Below are 20,438 nucleotides of genomic sequence, written 5' to 3'. Positions count from 1 at the left end.
TCAGTCCTGGCGGGCGGGCGCCGGCTGGGCGTCCAGCCGCTCCGCCACCTCGGCGGCCTTGGCCTGGTAGTCCTCCGGCGAATAGCCGGCGTCCTCCAGGGCCTGGGCCACCTCGGGGGGCATGTAGTTCTCGTCGTGCTTGGCCAGCACCTGGTCGGCGCGCAGCCAGCCCCCCGGCTGCAGCTGGCCCACCACCACCACGCCCTGCCCCTCGCGGAACAGGTCGGGCAGGATGCCGCTGTAGCGCACCCGCACGTCCTCCACGTAGTCGGTCACGGTGAACGCGACGTCGAGGCTTTCCGCGTCGCGGGCCACCGAGCCTTCCTTGACCATGCCGCCGGCGCGGATCTGACGCTCGAGGGGCGCCTCGCCGCCGGCGATCTGCACCGGGCTGAAGAAGAGGTTGATGTTGCTGCGCAGGGCGTAGAGGGTCAGGCCCACGGCGATGGCGGCCAGGGTGACCAGCCCCAGGATCACGAACAGTTTCTGCTTGCGTTTAGCTCTCACGGGCATGCCTCTCGTCAGGGGAAACCGGGGCCGACTCGGCCTGGCGCCGTTCGCGTCGCAGCCGCCGGCGCAGGTCGCGCAGCACCCGCCGGCGCTCGGCCCGGGCATGCAGGGTCACCCCCAGCAGCAGCGCGGCGGTGGCGCCGTAGGCCGCCCACACATAGGGGCCATGGCCGCCCATGGCGAGGAAGGCGGAAAGCGACTCGAAGGCCATCAGCCGCCCTCCCCGAGCAGTTCACGGACCCAGCGCTTGGACGACTCGCGGCGCAGGATCTCGCTGCGCGTGCGCATCAGGGTCACGGCGATGAAGAAGCTGTAGAAGCCCAGCACCATGATCAACAGCGGCGCCCACATCTCCGTGGGCATCGTCGGCCGCGAGGTCACCGAGAAGGTGGCCGGCTGGTGCAGGGTATACCACCACTCCACCGAGTACTTGATGATCGGGATGTTGATCACGCCCACCATGGCCAGCACCGAAGCCGCCCGGGAGGCGCTGTCACGGCTGGCGAAGGCCCCGCGCAGGGCGATCACGCCGATATAGAGGAAGAACAGGATCAGCATCGAGGTCAGGCGGGCATCCCACTGCCACCAGGTGCCCCAGGTGGGCACGCCCCAGACGGCCCCGGAGAACAGCGCCACGAAGGTCATGCCGGCCCCGAGCGGCGCCATGACCGCCGCGGCCATATCGGCCAGCTTGATCTTCCAGACCATGAAGATGACGCCGGCCGCGGCCATGGCGACGAAGATCGACTGAGCCAGGAAGGCCGCGGGCACATGGACATAGATGATGCGGAAGCTGTTGCCCTGCTGGTAGTCGGCCGGCGCGAAGGCCAGGCCCCAGGCGCCGCCGACCAGGATCAACGCCGTCGCGGCCGCCCAGCACCAGGGCGAGAGCCGGGCGCTGATGCCGTAGAACCACTTGGGGGAGCCGAGCTTGTGTATGAAGGCCCACATGACGTGTCGATTCCTCAACCGTTGATACTGATGCGCAATGACGCCGCGATGGCCCAGGGCGCGAAGATCAGGGCCACCGCCAGCAGCGCGCCGAGGATGGCCAGGTGGGCCGAGACCCCGGCGCCCAGGATGGCCGCCTGGACGGCCCCGGCCCCGAAGATCAGCACCGGGATGTAGAGCGGCAGCACCAGCAGCGAGAGCAGCACCCCGCCCCGGGACAACCCCACGGTGAGCGCCGCCCCGATGGCGCCGATCAGGCTCAGGCTGGCACTGCCCAGCGCCAGGGACAATGCCAGCACCAGGTAGCTGCCCGCCGGCAGCGACAGCATGATGCCGAGCACCGGGGCCATCAGCGCCAGCGGCAGGCCGGTCAGCAGCCAGTGTACCGCCACCTTGGCCAGCGCCAGGGCCGGCAGCGGCTGGGGCGACAGCAGCAGCTGCTCGAGGGAGCCGTCCTCGTAGTCGCTGCGGAAGAGTCCGTCCAGCGACAGCAGCGCCGCCAGCAGCGCCGCCACCCAGAGCAGCCCCGGGGCGATGGTCGCCAGCAGTGCCGGGTCCGGCGAGATGCCGATCGGGAACAGGGTGATCACCAGGGCGAAGAACACCAGCGGGTTGAGCACCTCGCTGCGCCGACGCAGCAACAGCACCAGATCGCGCTTCAGGGTCGCCCGAATTGCGACCATGGCGCCTCCCTCGGGTTCCCCGGCCAGCGGCAGCGACCCGTTGTGCCGGGCGGGACCGGATTCAGCGTTCGACACCGGCCCCTCCTTCGCCCAGGCATACGCTGCGCAGTCCCGCCGAGGCGCGCAGCGCATGATGGGTGGTCACCAGCACGCAGCCGCCGCGCCGGGTGTGGGCCTCGAGCCTCGCCTCCAGGGCGGCCACACCGTCCCGGTCGATGGCGGTGAAGGGCTCGTCCAGCACCCACAGCGGCCGCGGCATCAGCTCGAGGCGCGCCAGGGCCACGCGGCGCTGCTGCCCGGCGGACAGCTGGCCCGTCGGCAGGTCCTCGAAGCCGGCCAGGCCCACCGCCTCGAGGGCCGCCAGGCGGTCGTCCTCGTCGCCGGGGGCCCCGGCCAGCGCCTGGTACCAGGCGAGGTTCTCCAGCGGCGTCAGCGCCGCCTTGACCCCCGACGCATGGCCGAGGTAGAGCAGGTTGGCCAGGAAGTCGCGGCGCACGCGGCGCATCGGCGCGCCCTTCCAGAACAGCTCGCCCCGATAGTCCGCCAGCTGGCCCGACAGGATCTTGAGCAGGGTGGTCTTGCCGCTGCCGTTGGGGCCCTCGACACGCACGATCTCGCCGGCGCAGAGCTCCAGGTCGAGGTCGTGAAACAACCAACGGTCATCCCGCTCACAGGCCAGCTTTCGGGCTTGCAGGCGCAGGCTCAAGGCACACTCCCGGCATGGGTAATTTGGCCCGGAACTCTACACGGAAAGGCCTGGTGTCGCCAGCCGGGGGTCGTGTCAGGCCGTCGCACTTGCCTGGCATCAAGCCTGCGTGACTTGCCAGATGGCGGGGCCCTGCTATGCTGGCCATGTACTGTATGTATCGACAGTCATTGCCGACAAGGGGACGCCGCGCCATGCCTAGCCTCACGCCACAGTACCTGTTCCGCCAGCCCAACCTGCCCCTGGCCGAGGGCTGGGCCCACCTCGACGCCGACGACCTGGTCGCGATCCCCCTGCTCGGGCGGGTCTCGGCCGGCATGCCCATCGAGGCCTGCCTGGACGCCGGCAGCATCGAGGTGCCGACCCGCATGGTCCGGCGCAACACCTATGCGCTCAAGGTATGCGGCAACTCCATGATCGATTGCAACATCTTCGACGGGGATGTGATCATCATCGAACGTCGCGAGAGCGCCGAGAACGGCGAGACCGCCGTGGTGATGATCAACGACCAGGAGGTCACCCTGAAGAAGCTCTATATCGAGAAGTCCGGCGTGCGCCTGCAGCCGGCCAACGAGGCCATGCCCCCCATCTACCTGAAGAACAGCGACATCCAGGTGCTGGGCCTGGTGATGGGCGTGGTCCGCCAGCCGGACCTGGCGGCCTGATGCGCTACGCCGTTCCCGACCTCGGCCCCGGCGAGAGGCACGAGACCGTCCTGGAAGTGGAGAAGAGCCGTTTCCTCGCCTGGATCTGCCATGCCCCCGACGTCGCGGCCTTCGAGGCCCTGCTGGCGGCGGCGCGGCAGGCCCACCCCAATGCCAGCCACCATTGCAGCGCCTTCATCGCCGGCCCGCCCGGCGAGCAGCAGGCCATCGGCTTCTCCGACGACGGCGAGCCCGGCGGCACCGCCGGGCGGCCGATGTACCAGGTGCTGGAAGGCACCGGCCTCGGCCAGGTGGGCTGCGTGGTGATCCGCTATTTCGGCGGCACCAAGCTCGGCACCGGCGGCCTGGCCCGGGCCTATGGCCAGGCGGTGAGCGACGCCCTGGTCTCGCTGCCCTGCCGCGAGGTCACCGAGCGCGACGCCCTGCACCTGAAGGTCGAGTTCGCCGGCGAGGCCCAGGCACGGGCCTGGTGCGCCGAGCACGACATCCCGGTGGACGGGGCCGACTACCAGGCCGACGGCGTGGTGCTCACCCTGGGCTGGCCCCGGGACACCGCCCGGGACCTGGCCACCCTGACGGCCCGCCTCAAGGGCCGCCTCGAGCTACTCGACCCCAATGCGGCCTGACCCGGTCGCCGGGCCTGGCGCCGCAGCCTCGCGGCCAGCGGCCGAAACGCCCAGGCCGGCCAGGCCGCCAGCCGCGGCGCCCTGTCATGCAAGGCCCGTGCGATATCGATCATGCCGGTCCCTCCCCCCAGGGGCGCCGAGGCGTTGATGGGCCAGACCAGAACCGGCAGGTGACAGGAAGATGGCGGCCACAACGCGAAACGGCGCCCCGAGGGGCGCCGTTTCGCGGACGGACGTGGCGGCGCCCTCAGCCGAGGTACTTGATCATCACGCCGGCGGCCACCGCCGAGCCGATCACGCCGGCCACGTTGGGCCCCATGGCGTGCATCAGCAGGAAGTTGTGGGGATTGGACTCCAGCCCCACCTTGTTCGACACCCGCGCCGCCATGGGCACCGCCGAGACGCCGGCGGAGCCGATCAGCGGGTTGATCGGCATCTTGCTGACGCTGTTGAGCAGCTTGGCCATCAGCACACCGCAGGCGGTGCCGATGGCGAAGGCCACCATGCCGAGCCCGAGGATGCCCAGGGTCTCCACCGCCAGGAAGCGGTCGGCCATCAGCTTGGAGCCCACCGACAGCCCCAGGAAGATGGTCACGATGTTGATCAGGGCGTTCTGGGCGGTGTCGGACAGCCGCTCGACCACCCCGCACTCGCGCATCAGGTTGCCGAAGCAGAACATCCCCAGCAGCGGCGCGGCATCCGGCAGGAAGAGCACCACCAGGATCAGCAGGCTGAGCGGGAAGACGATCTTCTCCAGCTTGGACACCGGCCGCAGCTGGGTCATGGCGATCTCGCGCTCGTGCCTGGTGGTCAGGGCGCGCATGATCGGCGGCTGGATCAGCGGCACCAGCGCCATGTAGGAGTAGGACGCCACGGCGATGGCCCCCAGCAGCTCCGGGGCCAGGATGCTCGAGACATAGATCGAGGTCGGCCCGTCGGCGCCGCCGATGATGCCGATGGCGGCGGCCTGGTTGAGCGTGAAGTCCATCCAGCCCATCGCCGACATGCCCACCGCCCCGAGCAGGGTGGCGAAGATGCCGAACTGGGCGGCCGCGCCGAGGAACAGCGTGCGCGGGTTGGCGAGCAGCGGACCGAAGTCGGTCATCGCGCCCACACCCATGAAGATCACCAGCGGCGCCACGCCGGAGGCGATCGCCACGCTGTAGAACTGGTAGAGCATGCCGGGGGCATGGCCGGCCCCCTTGGCCACGTCGTTGGCGGCGCGGATCAGCTCGGGGGGGGTGTCGCCGTGCAGCACCTCGGTGAGGGTGTGGCGCCAGGCCTCGACGCCGGCGACCGGGTCCAGGCTCAGCTGCAGCGCCGCCGCCATGCGCTCGAGCAGCTCGGGCCCGGCCAGGTGGGCCGCCTGCTCGGCGGCCGACAGCGCCAGCCCCGCCTCGGGAATGTTGGCCAGGATGCCGCCGAAGCCGATCGGCACCAGCAGCAGCGGCTCGAACTTCTTGGCCATGGCCAGCCACAGCAGCAGCAGGCCGACGGCCAGCATCACCGCCTGGCCGAGACTCAGGTTGTAGAGCCCCGAGCCGGTCCAGAGCGTCAGTATCTTCTCGGTCATGGAACCTTCCTCAGAGCACGACGAGGGCGTCGCCGACGGCCACGCTGTCGCCTTCGCTGACCTTGACCGCCGAGACGGTCCCCGCCGAGGCGGCACGCACCTCGGTCTCCATCTTCATGGCCTCGAGGATGATCACCACGTCGCCCTCGGCGACCGGGTCGCCGACGCTGACGTTGACCTTGAAGATGTTGCCGGCGAGCGGCGCGGCGATGGTCTCGCCCGAGGAGGCGGCCGGAGCCGCCGGAGCCGCCGGGGCGGCGCCCTGCTCCTGGACCTGACCGATCTCGCCGCCCTCGGCGACCTCGACCACGTACGCCTTGCCGTTGACCTTGATGGTGTAGGTCTCGGGGTCGGCCGGAGCGCCACCCTGGGTCGCCGGCGCCCGGGCACCCGGCTGGGTACCGGCTTGCAGCGCCTGGGGGGCCGGCTCGAAGGCGTCGGGGTTGTCGCGGTTCTTGAGGAACTTCAGGCCGATCTGCGGGAACAACGCATAGGTGAGCACGTCGTCGATCTCGCGCTCGCCCTCGGCCAGGCGAATGCCCTCGGCCTTGGCCTTGTCCTTGAGCTCGGCGGTCAGCCTGTCCATCTCCGGCGCCAGGTTGTCGGCGGGGCGGCAGGTGATCGGCTCGCCGCCCTCCAGCACCCGTGCCTGCAGCTCCTTGTTGAGCTCGGCCGGGGCGGCACCGTACTCGCCCTTGAGCAGCGCCTGGACTTCCTTGGAGATGGACTTGTAGCGTTCGCCCATCATCACGTTCATCACCGCCTGGGTACCGACGATCTGCGAGGTCGGGGTGACCAGCGGGATGTAGCCCAGGTCCTCGCGGACCCGGGGGATCTCCTTGAGCACCTCGTCGAGACGGTCGCCGGCGCCCTGTTCCTTGAGCTGGTTCTCCATGTTGGTGAGCATGCCGCCCGGCACCTGGGCCACCAGGATGCGGCCGTCGATGCCCTTGAGCGAGCCCTCGAAGGCGGCATACTTCTTGCGCACCTCGCGGAAGTAGGCGGCGATGTCCTCGAGGGCCTCCAGGTCGAGGCCGGTATCGCGCTCGGTGCCCTTGAGCATGGCCACCAGCGACTCGGTGGGGCTGTGGCCGTAGGTCATGGACATCGAGGAGATGGCGGTGTCGACGTTGTCGATGCCCGCTTCCACGGCCTTGAGGGCGGTGGCGCTGGACAGCCCGGTGGTGGCATGGCACTGCATGTGGATGGGGATATCCAGCGTCTGCTTCAGCCGCGACACCAGCTCGAAGGCATCGTAGGGGGTGAGCAGCCCGGCCATGTCCTTGATGGCCAGGGAATCGGCGCCCATGGCGGCGATGGACTTGGCCAGCTCGACCCAGCTGTCCATGGTGTGCACGGGGCTCAGGGTGTAGGAAATGGTACCCTGGGCGTGCCCCTCATTGGCGCGCACCGCCTGGATGGCCCGCTCCAGGTTGCGCGGGTCGTTCATGGCGTCGAAGACGCGGAAGACATCGACCCCGTTGGTCCTGGCGCGCTCGACGAAGCGGTCGACCACGTCGTCGGCGTAGTGGCGATAGCCGAGCAGGTTCTGGCCACGCAGCAGCATCTGCTGGCGGGTGTTGGGCATGGCCGCCTTCAACGCCCGTATCCGCTCCCACGGGTCCTCGCCGAGGTAGCGGATACAGGCGTCGAAGGTGGCGCCCCCCCAGGACTCCAGCGACCAGAAGCCGATCTTGTCGAGCTTCTCGGCGATGGGCAGCATGTCGTCCAGGCGCATGCGGGTGGCGAACAGCGACTGGTGGGCGTCGCGGAGGACCACGTCGGTGATGCCGAGTGGGCGGGCGTTCTCACTCATGAGACGTTCCTTATCGTTATAAAGGATGGAAAGGGACAGGGGGAAAGCGGCCTGGCCTCAGCGGCGCTGGCGATAACGGTGCACCGCGGCACTGATCACGGCCATGAGGTCATCGTCGCCGGCCGGCGCGGCGCGCCCGGGCCGGGACGGGGCAGCCGGGGCCGGCTCGGGGAAGAAGCGGCCGATGACCTTGGACATCAGGGTCGTGACGATCACTAGCACGGTAAGAAAAACAAACACGAAGCCCATGCCGAGCCCCATCAGGGCGAAGCCCTCGTTCAATAGTTGCATGTCCTGCATGCGGAAATCTCCTCGCCAATGCAGTCACCTTGCGCGAAAAACACGAGATCAGGATGACTTGCGCGTGAATTCTGATCGCCTAACCTGCCAGACTCCCGACGGATTGCAATGACGCCATGGTGGAAGTCAACGTTGTTAATTTACTACATGAGGGTCATATCGGCCTAGCCCCCATGGAAGGGGTGATCGATGCGGTGACCCGTGACCTGTTGACGCGCGCCGCCGGCTTCGACTGGACGGTGACCGAGTTCGTGCGGGTGGTGGACACGCGCCTGCCGCCCCGCGTCTTCCTTCGCCACTGCCCGGAACTGGCCGGCGACGCGCCTCCCGTGACTCCCAGCGGCGTGCCCGTCCACCTGCAGCTGCTGGGCTCGGCCCCCGACGCCCTGGCGGCCAACGCCCGGCAGGCCCTGCGCCTGGGCGCCACGAGCCTGGATCTGAATTTCGGCTGTCCCGCCAAGCTGGTCAACCGCCACGACGGCGGCGCCTCCATGCTGCGCGACCCGCAGCGACTGCACGCCGCCGTGGGCGCCGTGCACACCGCCGTGGGCGACACCATCCCGGTGACCGCCAAGATCCGCCTGGGCTTCGCCGACCGCCGGCTGGCACTGGCCTGCGCCCGGGCCGCCGAGGACGGCGGCGCCCGACGCCTGGTGGTGCACGGCCGCACCCGCAACGAGGGCTACCGTCCGCCGGCCCACTGGGAATGGATCGGCCGCATCCGCCAGCACCTGACCATCCCGGTGGTCGCCAATGGCGACATCTGGACCCTGGAAGACTACTGGAAGGCCCGCACCCTGTCCGGCTGCCGCGATGTCATGCTCGGCCGCGGCGCCCTGGCCGACCCCGGGCTGGCCCGGCGCATCCGCCACTGGCAGGCCACCGGCGAGCGCCTGCCGGCGACTCCCTGGGCCGAGAAGGCCCGGGTGCTGGTCGACTATGCTGCGGTGCAGCGTAGCACACTCCCGGACAGGATCGTGGTCTCCCTCCTTAAACAATGGTTGAACCTGATGCGCGGCCGGGATGCCGAGGCCGCCCGACGCTTCCAGGCGCTGCGCCGACGCACCGAGCTCGAGGCCTTCCTGGACGGCCTCGGGGCACCCCGGGGCGAGCGACTGGCCGCACCGGCCTGAGCCGGGGACGGCATCATGCCACCAATCCAGGAAAGGGACGCAAAAAAGGGGCGCTCGTCGCAAAGCAACGGCGCCCCAAACGATCGCGGAGCCGGGGCCCTTCTCTGGGCACGGCCGGTCCGGCTAGCGAGAAACCACTGACTGGAAAGCAGAAGACCCGCCCTCGCGAGGAGGGCGGGTCGGAATCTGGCGCGCCCGGGAGGATTCGAACCTCCGACCACCTGATTCGTAGTCAGGTACTCTATCCAGCTGAGCTACGGGCGCTTTCGGCGACAAGCTGTCTCGTCGCGAGTGATGATCGAGTCGCGGAACTCGGGTCATCGCGGATAAAGATGGCGCGCCCGGGAGGATTCGAACCTCCGACCACCTGATTCGTAGTCAGGTACTCTATCCAGCTGAGCTACGGGCGCTGATCCTTACCGTGTCGAGACGTTCATGACGAACGTGGCGGAGAGGGAGGGATTCGAACCCTCGATGAGGCTATAAACCCCATACTCCCTTAGCAGGGGAGCGCCTTCAGCCACTCGGCCACCTCTCCCTCATCGACAGGTGCGTATCCTACCGATTTGAAAGGCCATTGTCCAGCGCCTCGGGGATTTTTCTGCGCACCTCCCCGCGACCCCGTCCCTCAGGCCCCACCTGCCCCGTCATCGGCATCCCCATCCGTCTTCTCGCGCTGAATGCGTTGATAGATCTCTTCACGATGGACGGCGACGTCCTTGGGGGCGTTGACGCCGATGCGGACCTGGTTGCCCTTGACGCCAAGCACGGTGACGGTGATGTCGTCACCGATCATCAGGGTTTCGCCGACACGGCGAGTCAGGATGAGCATGACTGATCTCCTTCTCAGACTACTGACTTCGGGATGCTCGTCTTCGACAGGCGACGACGTCGCGATGAGGGCCGCGGCGTCGTCCCTGGCCACTGGCGTCGACCATGACAACCAATGGGCTCGTTGAAAGGAAGCCCTGTCACGGCGAAGCCCCGGACTTCCCTACAAGCGTAGAACCTGAAGACGAACTTCGACGCCTTATTCGCTTTCGATATCGTCCTTGTCGAGACCGAAGGCCTGGTGCAGGGCACGCACCGCCAGCTCCATGTGCTTCTCGTCGACCACGACCGAGATCTTGATCTCGGAGGTGGAGACCATGCGGATGTTGATGTTCTCCTCGGCCAGCACCCGGAACATCTTGGAGGCCACGCCGGCGTGGGAGCGCATGCCCACCCCCACCAGGGAGACCTTGGCGATCTTGTCGTCGCCCTTGACCTCGCCCTCGCCCAGTTCGGGCAGCACCTGCTCCTCGAGGATCCTGAGAGTCTGCTTGTAGTCGCCCTTGGCGACGGTGAAGGTGAAGTCGGTGTAGTCGCCGGCCGGGGCCACGTTCTGCACGATCATGTCGACTTCGATGTTGGCATCGGCGATCGGCCCCAGGATGCGGGAGGCGACGCCGGGCACATCCGGAGTATTGAGCAGGGTCAGCTTGGCCTCGTTGGCGGTGAAGGCGATACCGGAGATCAGCGGTTCTTCCATGGAGTCCTCGTCTTGGTCGGTGTCTGCGACGATCAGGGTGCCGGGGCCGTCCTCGAAGCTGGACAGCACGCGCAGCGGAACGTTGTACTTGCCGGCGAACTCGACGGCGCGAATCTGCAGGACCTTGGAGCCGAGGCTGGCCAGCTCCAGCATCTCCTCCACGGTGATGGAGTCCAGGCGCTGGGCCCGGGAGCAGACGCGCGGGTCGGTGGTGTAGACGCCGTCGACGTCGGTGTAGATCTGGCACTCGTCGGCGCCCAGTGCCGCGGCCAGGGCCACCCCGGTGGTGTCGGAGCCGCCGCGGCCGAGGGTGGTGATGTTGCCCTCCTCGTCGACGCCCTGGAAGCCGGCGACCACGGCCACCTGGCCCTCGTCCAGGTCCTGGCGCATGTCCTCGGTCTCGATGCGCTGGATGCGCGCCTTGGTGTGGGCGCTGTCGGTCATGATGCCGACCTGGGAGCCGGTGTAGGAGGTGGCCGGCACGCCCAGCTTGTGCAGGGCCATGGTCAGCAGCGAGATGGTGACCTGTTCACCGGTCGAGACCAGCATGTCCATCTCGCGCGGGGTCGGGTCGTCGTTGATATCGTTGGCCAGGCCGATCAGGCGGTTGGTCTCGCCGCTCATGGCCGAGACCACGACCACGACCTGATGGCCGGCGTCACGGAAGCCCTTGACCTTCTCGGCCACGGCCTTGATGCGCTCCACGGAGCCCACCGAGGTGCCGCCGAACTTCTGTACGTATAGTGCCATGTGTCGTTATCCCTCGTTTCGAGTTAGCGTTCGAATGAGTGAAGGGTGATGGAGGCCGCAAAGACCAGGGGCCGGAGGCATCGCTGCCTCCGGCCCCCGAAAGGACTAGAGCCGGTCCTCGACCCACACCGGGACGCTCTCCAGCGCCGCCGGCAGGGACGCGACATCACTGCCGCCGGCCTGTGCCATGTCGGGACGCCCTCCGCCCTTGCCACCGACCTGGGAGGCCACGTGGTTGACCAGCTCGCCGGCCTTGACGCGGGCGGTCAGGTCGTCGGTGACGCCGGCGATCAGACTCACCTTGCCGGCGCTCTCGTCGGCCACGCCCAGCACCACGATGCCGGACCCCAGCTTGTTCTTGAGCTGGTCGAGCATGCCGCGCAGCTCCTTGCCGGACACGCCCTCCAGGCGCTTGGCCAGCACCTTGACGCCCTTGACCTCGCGGGCCTCGCCGAGCATGTCGTTGCCGGCGGCGCTGGCCAGCTTGCCCTTGAGGCGCTCGAGCTCCTTTTCCAGGCCGCGGTTGCGCTCGACCAGCGCGTCGACCCGCTCCTCGAGCTGCTCGGGCTTGGCCTTGAGGCGTTCGGCGATGCGGCCCACCCGAGCCTCCTGCTCGCGAAAATAGGCCAGCGCGCCCTCGCCGGTAATCGCCTCGATGCGACGCACGCCACTGGCGATACCGGCCTCGCTGACGATATGGAAGCAGCCGATATCGCCGCTGCGCGCCACGTGAGTGCCGCCGCACAGCTCCACGGAGAAGCCATCGGCGCCGATGCTCAGCACCCGCACGTCCTCGGCGTACTTGGCCTCGAACAACGCCGCCGCGCCCCTCGCCTTGGCCTCATCGAGGGTCATGTGCTCGATGCGGGTGTCGGCGTTGGCCAGCACCTGCTCGTTGACCAGGCGCTCCACCTCGGCCAGCTGCTCGGCGGTCATCGGCTCGAAGTGGCTGAAGTCGAAGCGCAGCCGCTCCGGCGTCACCAGCGAGCCCTTCTGCTGGACGTGATCGCCCAGCACCATGCGCAGCGCCTGGTGCAGCAGGTGGGTGGCGGAGTGGTTGCGCACGGTGGCCGCGCGCAGGCTGGCATCGACCCGGGGCGTCACCTGGGCGCCGACCGCCAGCTCGCCCTCGAGCAGCACGCCGTGGTGCAGGTGGTGGCCGGCCTGCTTCTGGGTGTCGGTGACCAGGAAACGGCCGCCCTCGAGCGTAAGGTAGCCGGTGTCGCCCACCTGGCCGCCGGACTCGCCGTAGAAGGGGGTGCGGTCCAGCACCACCACGCCGCGCTGCTCCGGCACCAGCTTGGCCAGGCCATTGCCCTCGCGGTCGACCAGGGCGGTGACGGTGGCGCGGTCCTCCAGCCGGTCATAGCCGGTGAAGGCGGTCTCGCCCTCGAGATCCAGGGCCGCCCCGTAGTCGGCGTCGAACTGACTGGCCGCCCGGGCGCGCTCGCGCTGGGCCTCCAGTTCGCGCTCGAAGCCGGCCTCGTCGAGGCTGACGCCGCGCTCGCGGCAGACGTCGGCGGTCAGGTCGTAGGGGAAACCGTAGGTGTCATAGAGCTTGAACACCGTCTCGCCGGCCAGCACCTCGCCCTGGAGCTCGCCCAGGGCCTCCTCGAGCAGGCCCATGCCGTGTTCCAGGGTGCGGGCGAACTGCTCCTCCTCCTTGAGCAGCACACGCTCGATCTGGTGCCGGGCCTCGCGCAGCTCGGGATAGGCATCGCCCATCACGGCATCCAGCGCCCCGACCAGCGTGTGGAAGAAGTTGCCCTTGGCGCCCAGCTTGTGACCATGGCGGACGGCCCGGCGGATGATCCGGCGCAGCACGTAGCCGCGCCCCTCGTTGGAGGGCAGCACGCCATCGGCGACCAGGAAGGCGCAGGAACGGATATGGTCGGCGATCACCCGCAGCGAGGGCGTGGTGGTATCCGCGTGACCGGTGGCCCGGGCCGCGGCCTCGAGCAGGTACTGGAAGAGGTCGATCTCGTAGTTGGAGTGGACGCCCTGCATCACCGCGGCGATCCGCTCGAGGCCCATGCCGGTGTCGATGGACGGTTTGGGCAACGGATGCATCTCGCCGCCGGCGTCCCGATCGAACTGCATGAAGACCAGGTTCCAGATCTCGATGTAGCGGTCGCCGTCCTCCTCTGGGCTGCCGGGAGGCCCGCCCCACACCTCGGGGCCGTGATCGAAGAAGATCTCGGAACTCGGCCCGCAGGGACCGGTGTCGCCCATCTGCCAGAAGTTGTCCTCGTCGAGCCTGGAGAAGCGCTCGGGGTCGACGCCGATCTCGTCCTTCCAGATGCGCTCGGCCTCGTCGTCGCTGACGTGGACGGTGACCCACAGCTTCTCCCTGGGCAGTCCCAGCACCTCGGTGAGGAAGGTCCAGGCGAAGCGGATGGCATCCCGCTTGAAGTAGTCGCCGAAGCTGAAGTTGCCCAGCATCTCGAAGAAGGTGTGGTGGCGCGCGGTATAGCCGACGTTGTCCAGGTCGTTGTGCTTGCCGCCGGCACGCACGCAGCGCTGCGCCGAGGTGGCGCGGACATAGGGCCGCGGGTCGCGCCCGAGGAAGACATCCTTGAACGGCACCATGCCGGCATTGGTGAACAGCAGCGTCGGGTCGTTGCCCGGCACCAGGGAGCTGGACGGCACGATGGTGTGCCCCTGCTCCTCGAAGTACTTCAGAAAGGCCTGTCTGATGTCTGCGCTTTTCATGGGGTATCCGTGGCGATAAGCATGGTGGCCGGGCGGGCAGTGCAGCCGTCATCGAGCTGCCACCCGGGGCACTAGGAAGCACTGTATAAATTGGCGAGCGCGCTCAAGCACAAGGCGCACGGAGCACAGCAACCGGAGCCTAAGCGGTATAGGCTGAGATTGCGACCGGGCTGGCGCTCCAGCACCGCGTAACGCAGTGATTGAGCCGCGCAGACATTTAGACAGTGTTTCCTCCGCAAAGGGAGCCATTATAGCGCAGCCGTCAAGCGACTAAAGGGCGGAAGGCCGTCGGGAGGGGTCAGGCGTCGTCCCAGGCGTGCGCGAGGGCGTGCCTGAGCTGGTCGAAGTCGAAGCCGCGACCGGCCAGGAAGCGCTCGCGGCGGGCGCGCTCCCGCGGCCCCTCGCCGGGGCCGGGAAAGCGCCGCGCCAGGACCTCGGCGGCCAGCGCGAACCAGTCGACCTCGTCGTCGGCCTCGCGGAAGGCCGCCCGGGTGGTGTCGTCGTCGATGCCCCGCCGCCCGAGTTCGGCGCGAATCTTCACCGGGCCCTGGCCGCGGGCCACCCGGGACCGCAGGAAGCTCTCGGCGAAGCGCGCATCACTCTGCAGCCCCTGCTCGACCAGGGCATCGAGACAGGCCTCGACCTCGCCGGCCGCGTGGCCCCGGGCGGCGAGCCGCTCGCGCAGCTCGTCCCGGGCATACTCGCGCCGGGCCAGCAGGCGGATGGCGTCTTCCCGGGGCGTGGCGTCGGCGGCGAGTCGCTCGCGCATGGCCTAGAGCAGATCGTCGTTGCGTTCGCCCGCGTCGGCGGTGGCCTCGGCCGCCTCCTCCTTGGGCTCGGGGGTGGCCAGCAACTGGGCGCGGATCTGGCTCTCGATCTCCTCCATCACCGCCGGGTTGTCCTCGAGGAACTGGGCGGCGTTGGCCTTGCCCTGGCCGATCTTGTTGCCCTGGTAGCTGTACCAGGCGCCGGCCTTGTCGACCAGGCCGCACTGCACGCCGAGGTCGACTACCTCGCCGGCGTGGTAGATGCCCTTGCCATAGAGGATCTGGAACTCGGCCTGGCGGAACGGCGGTGCCACCTTGTTCTTGACGACCTTGACCCGGGTCTCGTTGCCGGTGACCTCGTCGCCCTGCTTCACCGAGCCGGTACGGCGGATGTCGAGGCGCACGCTGGAATAGAACTTCAGGGCGTTGCCGCCGGTGGTGGTCTCGGGACTGCCGAACATCACGCCGATCTTCATGCGGATCTGGTTGATGAACACCACCATGCAGTTGGCGCTCTTCATGTGGCCGGTGATCTTGCGCAGCGCCTGGGACATCAGCCGCGCCTGCAGGCCGACGTGGGAATCGCCCATCTCGCCCTCGATCTCGGCCCGCGGAGTCAGCGCCGCCACCGAGTCGATGATGATCACGTCGACCCCGCCGGAGCGCACCAGCATGTCGCAGATCTCGAGGGCCTGCTCGCCGGTATCCGGCTGGGAGACCAGCAGGTCGTCGAGGTTGACGCCGAGCTTCTCGGCATAGCTCGGATCCAGGGCGTGCTCGGCGTCGATGAAGGCGCAGGTCTTGCCCTGCCTCTGGGCCTCGGCGATCACCGACAGGGTCAGGGTGGTCTTGCCCGAGGACTCGGGGCCGAAGATCTCCACCACCCGGCCGTAGGGCAAGCCGCCGATGCCCAGCGCGATATCCAGCCCCAGCGAGCCGGTGGATACCGACGGCATCACCACGCGCGGGGCATCCCCCAGGCGCATCACGGTGCCCTTGCCGAACTGCCGGTCGATCTGGGAAAGCGCGGCGTCGAGCGCCTTGGAACGATTGTCGTCCTGAGCCATGAAGGATCTCCTAAGCGGTCGCCGTCGAGGACGGCATGACGAAAGCGGTAATGGCGGCGACGGGCTCGCGGCCCCTGTCGAAAGCACTGTATGACTGCACAGTAGTATGACGAAAAAAGCGGCGCTCGGCCAGCCTCATCTGGTGTCGCCGGGCGCATCGGCGCGGTCGTCCGCCAGGGCCAGGATCAGCCCGGCCAGGGCGGCCTCGACGGCCTGCTCGCGCACGGCCTGCCGATCGCCAGGGAAGTGGCGGCGCTCGGCGAGGACACCGTCGGCGCCTCCCCAGGCCAGCCAGACCGTGCCCACCGGCTTGTCGGGGCCGCCGCCGCCGGGGCCGGCCACGCCACTGACGGCCACGGCCAGGTCGGCACCGCTCTCCCGGCAGGCGCCGGCCACCATGGCCTCGACCACCTCGCGACTGACCGCACCATGCGCCTCGATCAGCGTCTCGGGCACCCCCAGCAGGCGGGTCTTGGCGCCGTTGGCGTAGGTCACGTAACCGGTCTCGAAGTAGTCGGAACTGCCGGCCACCTCGGTGATGGCGCTGGCCACCCCGCCGCCGGTGCAGGACTCGGCGGCGCTGACGGTCACGCCCCGGCTGCGGCACAGCTCGCCGAGGCGTTCGGAGAGTCGGCGCGACTCGGGCGATACGGGCATCTGACTCCCTCCTTGGTATGATCTCAGGGCCATCACAGGTAACCGTGCTGCTCGGGGCTACTCCGTCGACAGGTCTACGAGGGGGCGCTGTGAACCCATCCCTGGGCGCTACCGACGCCCTGCGGCGCTCTCGCATCCTGCTCCGCTTGCAGGACCGGTGCTGGCCATCCATGGCCAGCCCGTTCGGCGGGGTCCGCCTCACCCATGGCGCAGGACCCCCTCTTCGACCTGTCCCCGGCGCCCCTCGCCCTGGCTGCAATGGCGCTGAACGAGGTCTCGACGGCCCTGACGTCGACCGCCCTTGGGCGTAGAATACTGGCTTTGCCCGAGACATGCATGACGTGTCGACGCCGGTCTCCCCCCATAGATCGCCACCCTCACCACAGGACGTCCAAGGAATCCCATGTCACAGGTCAGCGCCCAGCACACGCCGATGATGGCACAGTACCTGAAGATCAAGCGCGAGCATCCGGAAGTGCTGCTCTTCTACCGCATGGGCGACTTCTACGAGCTGTTCTTCGAGGATGCCAAGCGCGCCGCCGCCCTGCTCGACATCACCCTGACCCAGCGCGGCCAGTCGGCGGGCAAGCCGATCCCCATGGCCGGCGTGCCCTACCACAGTGCCGAGGGCTATCTCGCCCGACTGGTCCAGGCCGGCGAGTCGGTGGCCATCTGCGAGCAGATGGGCGACCCGGCGACCAGCAAGGGCCCGGTAGAGCGCAAGGTGGTGCGCATCGTCACCCCCGGCACCCTCTACGACGAGGCCCTGCTGGACGCGCGCCGCGACAACCTGGTGGTGGCGGTCCACCCCGCCGGCGAACGCTGGGGCCTGGCCTGGCTGGAGCTGTCCAGCGGGCGCTTCAGCGTGCTGGAGGTCGAGGGCGAGGCCGAGATGCTCGCCGAGCTGACCCGCCTGGATCCGGCCGAGCTGCTGCTCTCCGAGAGCCTCGCCCTGCCCCCCGCCCTCGAGGAACGCCGCGGCCTGCGCCGCCAGAGCGACTGGCTGTTCGATCTCGAGTCCGCCACCCGCACCCTGTGCGACCAGTTCGCGGTCCAGGACCTGCGCGGTTTCGGCTGCGCCCACCTGGAGGCGGCCCTCACCGCCGCCGGGGTGCTGATCGACTACGCCCGGGACACCCAGCGCTCGCGCCTGCCCCATGTCACTGCCATCGGCGTGGAGAGCCGGGACGACGCCGTGGTGATCGATGCCGCCAGCCGGCGCAACCTGGAGATCGACCTCAACCTCGGCGGCGGCACGGACAACACCCTGGCCAGCGTGCTCGACACCACCGCCACCGCCATGGGCTCGCGGCTGCTCAAGCGCTGGCTCAACCGCCCGCTGCGCGACCGCGCCCAGGTGGGCGGCCGCCAGGCGGCGGTGGCCGCCCTGCTCGACCGCGACGGCTTCGAGCCGCTGCGCGACTCGCTCAAGGCCATCGGCGACGTGGAGCGCATCCTCGCCCGGGTCGCCCTCTACAGCGCCCGTCCCCGGGACCTGGCGCGACTGCGCGATGCCCTGGCCGCCCTGCCCGACCTCCAGGGCGCGCTGGCCGACTACGCCGACGGCACCGCCCTGGACGAGCTGAAGCGCCATATCCGCCCCTACCCGGCGCTCGCCGACACCCTGGCCCGGGCATTGGTGGAGAATCCGCCGGTGGTGATCCGCGACGGCGGGGTGATCGCCGAGGGCTTCGACGCCGAGCTCGACGAGCACCGTGGGCTCGCCGAGCACGCCGGTGACTACCTGGTGCAACTGGAGACCCGGGAGCGCGAGCGGACCGGCCTGCCCGGGCTCAAGGTGGGCTACAACCGGGTCCATGGCTACTATATCGAGATCCCTCGCGCCCAGGCCCGCGACGCCCCGGTGGACTACATCCGCCGCCAGACCCTCAAGAACGCCGAGCGCTTCATCATCCCCGAGCTCAAGGAGTTCGAGGACAAGGCGCTGTCGGCCAAGTCCCGGGCGCTGGCCCGGGAGAAGCTGCTCTACGAGAGCCTGCTGGACGAGCTCAACGCCGAGCTCGGCGCCCTGCAGGCCAGCGCCCGCGCCCTGGCCGCCCTGGACGTACTGGCCGCGTTCGCCGAGCGCTCCCGGGCCCTGGACCTGGTGCGCCCGACGCTGCCCGAGGCCCCCGGCCTGGCCATCCGCGGCGGCCGCCACCCGGTGGTCGAGCGGGTCAGCGACGCGCCCTTCGTGCCCAACGACCTGCACATGGACGACGAGCGCCGCATGCTGGTGATCACCGGCCCCAACATGGGCGGCAAGTCGACCTACATGCGCCAGGCGGCGCTGATTACCCTGCTCGCCCATACCGGCAGCTTCGTGCCCGCCGACGAGGCGGTGATCGGCCCGGTGGATCGCATCTTCACCCGCATCGGCTCCTCGGACGACCTGGCGGGCGGGCGCTCCACCTTCATGGTGGAGATGACCGAGACCGCCAACATCCTGCACAACGCCACCGACCACAGCCTGGTGCTGATGGACGAGATCGGCCGGGGTACCTCGACCTTCGACGGCCTGTCCCTGGCCTGGGCCAGCGCCGAGCACCTGACCCGCAGCCGCGCCTTCACGCTGTTCGCCACCCACTACTTCGAGATGACGGCCCTGGCGGATCAGGTGCCGGGGGTGGCCAACGTCCACCTGACGGCGGCGGAGCACCGCGACGGCATCGTCTTCATGCACCGGGTGGAGGACGGCCCGGCCAGTCAGAGCTATGGTCTTCAGGTCGCCCAGCTCGCCGGCGTGCCCCAGGGCGTGATCAGCCGGGCGCGGGAGAAACTCGCCACCCTGGAACAGCAGGAGGTCGATCAAGGTCAGCGCCTCGACGGCGCATCGCTGGACGGCGCCGCCCCGCCCCAGCAGGCCGACCTCTTCGCCAGCGCCCCGCATCCGGTGGTCGAGAGCCTCTCGGGGCTGCAACTGGACGAGGTCACCCCGCGCCAGGCGCTGGAGTGGCTGTACCGCTGGCAGGAAAGCCTGTGAGGGCTCGACGCCCGAACGGGGCGTGACCCGCTGCCCCTCATGCTCGGCGACCATCGCCGCCGGCTTGGCAGCCCACGGCTTGCGGGACATATGGCGGGGCGACTAGAATGGTTCGACCAAGTTCTACATATTATAAAAGCAAACGTTTTTATAACCTAAAACTCAACATTCAAGACCGATCGGCCGCGGCGCGCCCCGGCCCCGAGGAAGGGAGACTGACATGACATTCGTCGTCACCGAGAACTGCATCAAGTGCAAGTACACCGACTGTGTCGAGGTCTGCCCGGTGGACTGCTTCTACGAGGGTCCCAACTTTCTGGTGATTCACCCCGACGAGTGCATCGATTGCGCGCTGTGCGAGCCCGAGTGCCCGGCCGAGGCGATCTACTCCGAGGACGAGTTGCCCGAGGGGCAGGAACAGTTCATCGAGATCAATGCCGAGCTCTCGGAGGTCTGGCCGAACATTGCCGAGAAGAAGGACCCGCCGGCCGACGCCGAGGACTGGGACGGCAAGCCCGGCAAGCTGGAGCACCTGGAGCGCTGAGCCCACCCACCTCCCGGACACGACGACGCCGAATGTCTCTCGACATTCGGCGTCGTCGTTTTGCCCTGCACGTGGAGGAGAACACCAGGCAAAAAAGGGCGACCCTGCAGGCCGCCCGCTCCAAGCCATCCTTGAGCGGATCCTTCCGCTCGCTCTCCCTGAGTGACGTCCCTGCGCGGAGGCGGCATCCTGTCGCACCGCGCGCACTCTAGACTGCATCCCGTGGCATCCTGCCGGGAGAGACTCCGCTCTCCCTGATCCCGAGTTCATTGTGGCAGGGCCTGGCGACTTCTCAACCCTCCCCTCCGCCATCCACGACCCGGGGGCAGTCATGTCGACCACCCAGAAAACCTTTTGAAATCAGTCGGATAAAAAAAGACCGACGCCGAAGCGCCGGTCTTTCTCAGGCTAACTGTGGTCGATGTCGTCGTCATCTTGTGGGCGATTTCCTACAAATCACGCCG

The 20,438-nt window shown here is 68.7% G+C and carries 19 protein-coding genes and 3 tRNA genes; 5 read left to right on the top strand and 17 right to left on the bottom strand.

Features of this window, described 5'->3' with window-relative positions; all coding sequences use genetic code 11:
• The 5 genes from ccmE to ccmA all read right to left on the bottom strand — a co-directional run bounded on the left by ccmE (position 1) and on the right by ccmA (position 2,850).
• Entirely contained in the window at positions 1-507 is a 507-nt protein-coding gene (gene ccmE, locus OCT48_RS02620) for a cytochrome c maturation protein CcmE (protein ID WP_263591197.1), read from the bottom strand.
• On the bottom strand, positions 497-721 hold the full coding sequence (ccmD, locus tag OCT48_RS02615; protein ID WP_263591196.1) for a heme exporter protein CcmD: 225 nt from the start codon (positions 719-721) through the stop codon (positions 497-499). The genes ccmE and ccmD overlap by 11 nt, the downstream gene beginning before the upstream one ends.
• On the bottom strand, positions 721-1,461 hold the full coding sequence (locus OCT48_RS02610; RefSeq protein ID WP_263591195.1) for a heme ABC transporter permease: 741 nt from the start codon (positions 1,459-1,461) through the stop codon (positions 721-723). Before OCT48_RS02610 ends, ccmD begins: the two co-directional genes overlap by 1 nt.
• Before the next feature lie 14 nt (positions 1,462-1,475).
• The gene (gene ccmB, locus OCT48_RS02605) at positions 1,476-2,144 is read right to left on the bottom strand and encodes a heme exporter protein CcmB (protein ID WP_263592564.1); all 669 of its coding nucleotides are present in this window, start codon (positions 2,142-2,144) and stop codon (positions 1,476-1,478) included.
• A 61-nt stretch (positions 2,145-2,205) separates the two neighbouring features.
• Positions 2,206-2,850, bottom strand: a complete 645-nt coding sequence (ccmA, locus tag OCT48_RS02600; RefSeq protein WP_263591194.1) for a cytochrome c biogenesis heme-transporting ATPase CcmA — start codon at positions 2,848-2,850, stop codon at positions 2,206-2,208.
• 194 nt (positions 2,851-3,044) lie between these two features.
• Here ccmA and lexA point away from each other — a divergent pair, with 194 nt between their 5' ends.
• On the top strand, positions 3,045-3,515 hold the full coding sequence (lexA, locus tag OCT48_RS02595) for a transcriptional repressor LexA (RefSeq protein ID WP_263591193.1): 471 nt from the start codon (positions 3,045-3,047) through the stop codon (positions 3,513-3,515).
• A complete protein-coding gene (locus tag OCT48_RS02590) occupies positions 3,515-4,141 on the top strand; it encodes an IMPACT family protein (protein WP_263591192.1) in 627 nt (208 codons plus the stop codon). Before lexA ends, OCT48_RS02590 begins: the two co-directional genes overlap by 1 nt.
• A gap of 247 nt (positions 4,142-4,388) precedes the next feature.
• Here OCT48_RS02590 and OCT48_RS02585 read toward each other — a convergent pair whose 3' ends face one another.
• The 3 genes from OCT48_RS02585 to OCT48_RS02575 are packed head-to-tail and all read right to left on the bottom strand — an operon-like array spanning position 4,389 to position 7,830.
• Positions 4,389-5,714, bottom strand: coding sequence for a sodium ion-translocating decarboxylase subunit beta (locus OCT48_RS02585; protein WP_263591191.1), 1,326 nt, complete (start codon positions 5,712-5,714; stop codon positions 4,389-4,391).
• A 10-nt stretch (positions 5,715-5,724) separates the two neighbouring features.
• Complete coding sequence (gene oadA / locus OCT48_RS02580; protein ID WP_263591190.1) at positions 5,725-7,530, bottom strand: sodium-extruding oxaloacetate decarboxylase subunit alpha; 1,806 nt, start codon at positions 7,528-7,530, stop codon at positions 5,725-5,727.
• 57 nt (positions 7,531-7,587) lie between these two features.
• Positions 7,588-7,830: an OadG family protein gene (locus OCT48_RS02575; RefSeq protein WP_263591189.1), complete on the bottom strand. Its 243-nt coding sequence runs from the start codon at positions 7,828-7,830 to the stop codon at positions 7,588-7,590.
• Between the two features lie 173 nt (positions 7,831-8,003).
• Between OCT48_RS02575 and OCT48_RS02570 the strand changes: the two genes are divergently transcribed.
• A complete protein-coding gene (locus OCT48_RS02570; protein ID WP_263591188.1) occupies positions 8,004-8,963 on the top strand; it encodes a tRNA dihydrouridine synthase in 960 nt (319 codons plus the stop codon).
• A 187-nt stretch (positions 8,964-9,150) separates the two neighbouring features.
• On the opposite strand, the gene OCT48_RS02565 is transcribed toward OCT48_RS02570, so the two are convergent.
• The 9 genes from OCT48_RS02565 to OCT48_RS02525 form a co-directional block, all read right to left on the bottom strand.
• A tRNA-Arg gene (locus tag OCT48_RS02565) sits at positions 9,151-9,227 on the bottom strand.
• Positions 9,228-9,296: 69 nt separating this feature from the next.
• A tRNA-Arg gene (locus OCT48_RS02560) sits at positions 9,297-9,373 on the bottom strand.
• A gap of 35 nt (positions 9,374-9,408) precedes the next feature.
• A tRNA-Ser gene (locus OCT48_RS02555) sits at positions 9,409-9,501 on the bottom strand.
• 90 nt (positions 9,502-9,591) lie between these two features.
• Positions 9,592-9,795 (bottom strand): carbon storage regulator CsrA, encoded by a 204-nt coding sequence (gene csrA / locus OCT48_RS02550; RefSeq protein WP_263591187.1) that lies wholly within the window; start codon positions 9,793-9,795, stop codon positions 9,592-9,594.
• Between the two features lie 198 nt (positions 9,796-9,993).
• On the bottom strand, positions 9,994-11,244 hold the full coding sequence (locus OCT48_RS02545; RefSeq protein WP_263591186.1) for an aspartate kinase: 1,251 nt from the start codon (positions 11,242-11,244) through the stop codon (positions 9,994-9,996).
• 105 nt (positions 11,245-11,349) lie between these two features.
• Positions 11,350-13,956, bottom strand: a complete 2,607-nt coding sequence (alaS, locus tag OCT48_RS02540; protein WP_263591185.1) for an alanine--tRNA ligase — start codon at positions 13,954-13,956, stop codon at positions 11,350-11,352.
• Between the two features lie 298 nt (positions 13,957-14,254).
• On the bottom strand, positions 14,255-14,725 hold the full coding sequence (locus OCT48_RS02535) for a regulatory protein RecX (RefSeq protein ID WP_263591184.1): 471 nt from the start codon (positions 14,723-14,725) through the stop codon (positions 14,255-14,257).
• A 3-nt stretch (positions 14,726-14,728) separates the two neighbouring features.
• Positions 14,729-15,790 carry a recombinase RecA gene (recA, locus tag OCT48_RS02530; RefSeq protein ID WP_263591183.1) on the bottom strand — a complete coding sequence of 354 codons (1,062 nt, stop codon included), beginning with the start codon at positions 15,788-15,790 and terminating at the stop codon, positions 14,729-14,731.
• Between the two features lie 135 nt (positions 15,791-15,925).
• Positions 15,926-16,447 carry a CinA family protein gene (locus tag OCT48_RS02525; protein WP_263591182.1) on the bottom strand — a complete coding sequence of 174 codons (522 nt, stop codon included), beginning with the start codon at positions 16,445-16,447 and terminating at the stop codon, positions 15,926-15,928.
• Between the two features lie 403 nt (positions 16,448-16,850).
• Here OCT48_RS02525 and mutS point away from each other — a divergent pair, with 403 nt between their 5' ends.
• On the top strand, positions 16,851-19,430 hold the full coding sequence (gene mutS, locus OCT48_RS02520; RefSeq protein ID WP_263591181.1) for a DNA mismatch repair protein MutS: 2,580 nt from the start codon (positions 16,851-16,853) through the stop codon (positions 19,428-19,430).
• A 220-nt stretch (positions 19,431-19,650) separates the two neighbouring features.
• The gene (gene fdxA, locus OCT48_RS02515; RefSeq protein ID WP_263591180.1) at positions 19,651-19,974 is read left to right on the top strand and encodes a ferredoxin FdxA; all 324 of its coding nucleotides are present in this window, start codon (positions 19,651-19,653) and stop codon (positions 19,972-19,974) included.
• Positions 19,975-20,438: the final 464 nt, after the last annotated feature.

It is taken from the genome of Halomonas sp. M4R1S46, from assembly GCF_025725685.1.
Classification (GTDB): Bacteria; Pseudomonadota; Gammaproteobacteria; order Pseudomonadales; family Halomonadaceae; genus Halomonas.
The sequence above is the reverse complement of the archived record's forward strand: the minus strand, read 5'-3'. Positions and strand labels throughout refer to the sequence as shown.

Bases quoted from the DNA above. Each gene is read 5' to 3' on its own strand.
- ccmB (WP_263592564.1), bottom strand. From the start codon at position 2,144: ATGGTCGCAATTCGGGCGACCCTGAAGCGCGATCTGGTGCTGTTGCTG.
- OCT48_RS02575 (WP_263591189.1), bottom strand. From the start codon at position 7,830: ATGCAGGACATGCAACTATTGAACGAGGGCTTCGCCCTGATGGGGCTC.
- recA (WP_263591183.1), bottom strand. From the start codon at position 15,790: ATGGCTCAGGACGACAATCGTTCCAAGGCGCTCGACGCCGCGCTTTCC.
- alaS (WP_263591185.1), bottom strand. From the start codon at position 13,956: ATGAAAAGCGCAGACATCAGACAGGCCTTTCTGAAGTACTTCGAGGAG.
- OCT48_RS02590 (WP_263591192.1), top strand. From the start codon at position 3,515: ATGCGCTACGCCGTTCCCGACCTCGGCCCCGGCGAGAGGCACGAGACC.
- OCT48_RS02585 (WP_263591191.1), bottom strand. From the start codon at position 5,714: ATGACCGAGAAGATACTGACGCTCTGGACCGGCTCGGGGCTCTACAAC.
- oadA (WP_263591190.1), bottom strand. From the start codon at position 7,530: ATGAGTGAGAACGCCCGCCCACTCGGCATCACCGACGTGGTCCTCCGC.
- lexA (WP_263591193.1), top strand. From the start codon at position 3,045: ATGCCTAGCCTCACGCCACAGTACCTGTTCCGCCAGCCCAACCTGCCC.
- OCT48_RS02525 (WP_263591182.1), bottom strand. From the start codon at position 16,447: ATGCCCGTATCGCCCGAGTCGCGCCGACTCTCCGAACGCCTCGGCGAG.
- OCT48_RS02610 (WP_263591195.1), bottom strand. From the start codon at position 1,461: ATGTGGGCCTTCATACACAAGCTCGGCTCCCCCAAGTGGTTCTACGGC.
- csrA (WP_263591187.1), bottom strand. From the start codon at position 9,795: ATGCTCATCCTGACTCGCCGTGTCGGCGAAACCCTGATGATCGGTGAC.
- mutS (WP_263591181.1), top strand. From the start codon at position 16,851: ATGTCACAGGTCAGCGCCCAGCACACGCCGATGATGGCACAGTACCTG.
- OCT48_RS02570 (WP_263591188.1), top strand. From the start codon at position 8,004: ATGGAAGGGGTGATCGATGCGGTGACCCGTGACCTGTTGACGCGCGCC.
- fdxA (WP_263591180.1), top strand. From the start codon at position 19,651: ATGACATTCGTCGTCACCGAGAACTGCATCAAGTGCAAGTACACCGAC.
- ccmD (WP_263591196.1), bottom strand. From the start codon at position 721: ATGGCCTTCGAGTCGCTTTCCGCCTTCCTCGCCATGGGCGGCCATGGC.
- OCT48_RS02535 (WP_263591184.1), bottom strand. From the start codon at position 14,725: ATGCGCGAGCGACTCGCCGCCGACGCCACGCCCCGGGAAGACGCCATC.
- OCT48_RS02545 (WP_263591186.1), bottom strand. From the start codon at position 11,244: ATGGCACTATACGTACAGAAGTTCGGCGGCACCTCGGTGGGCTCCGTG.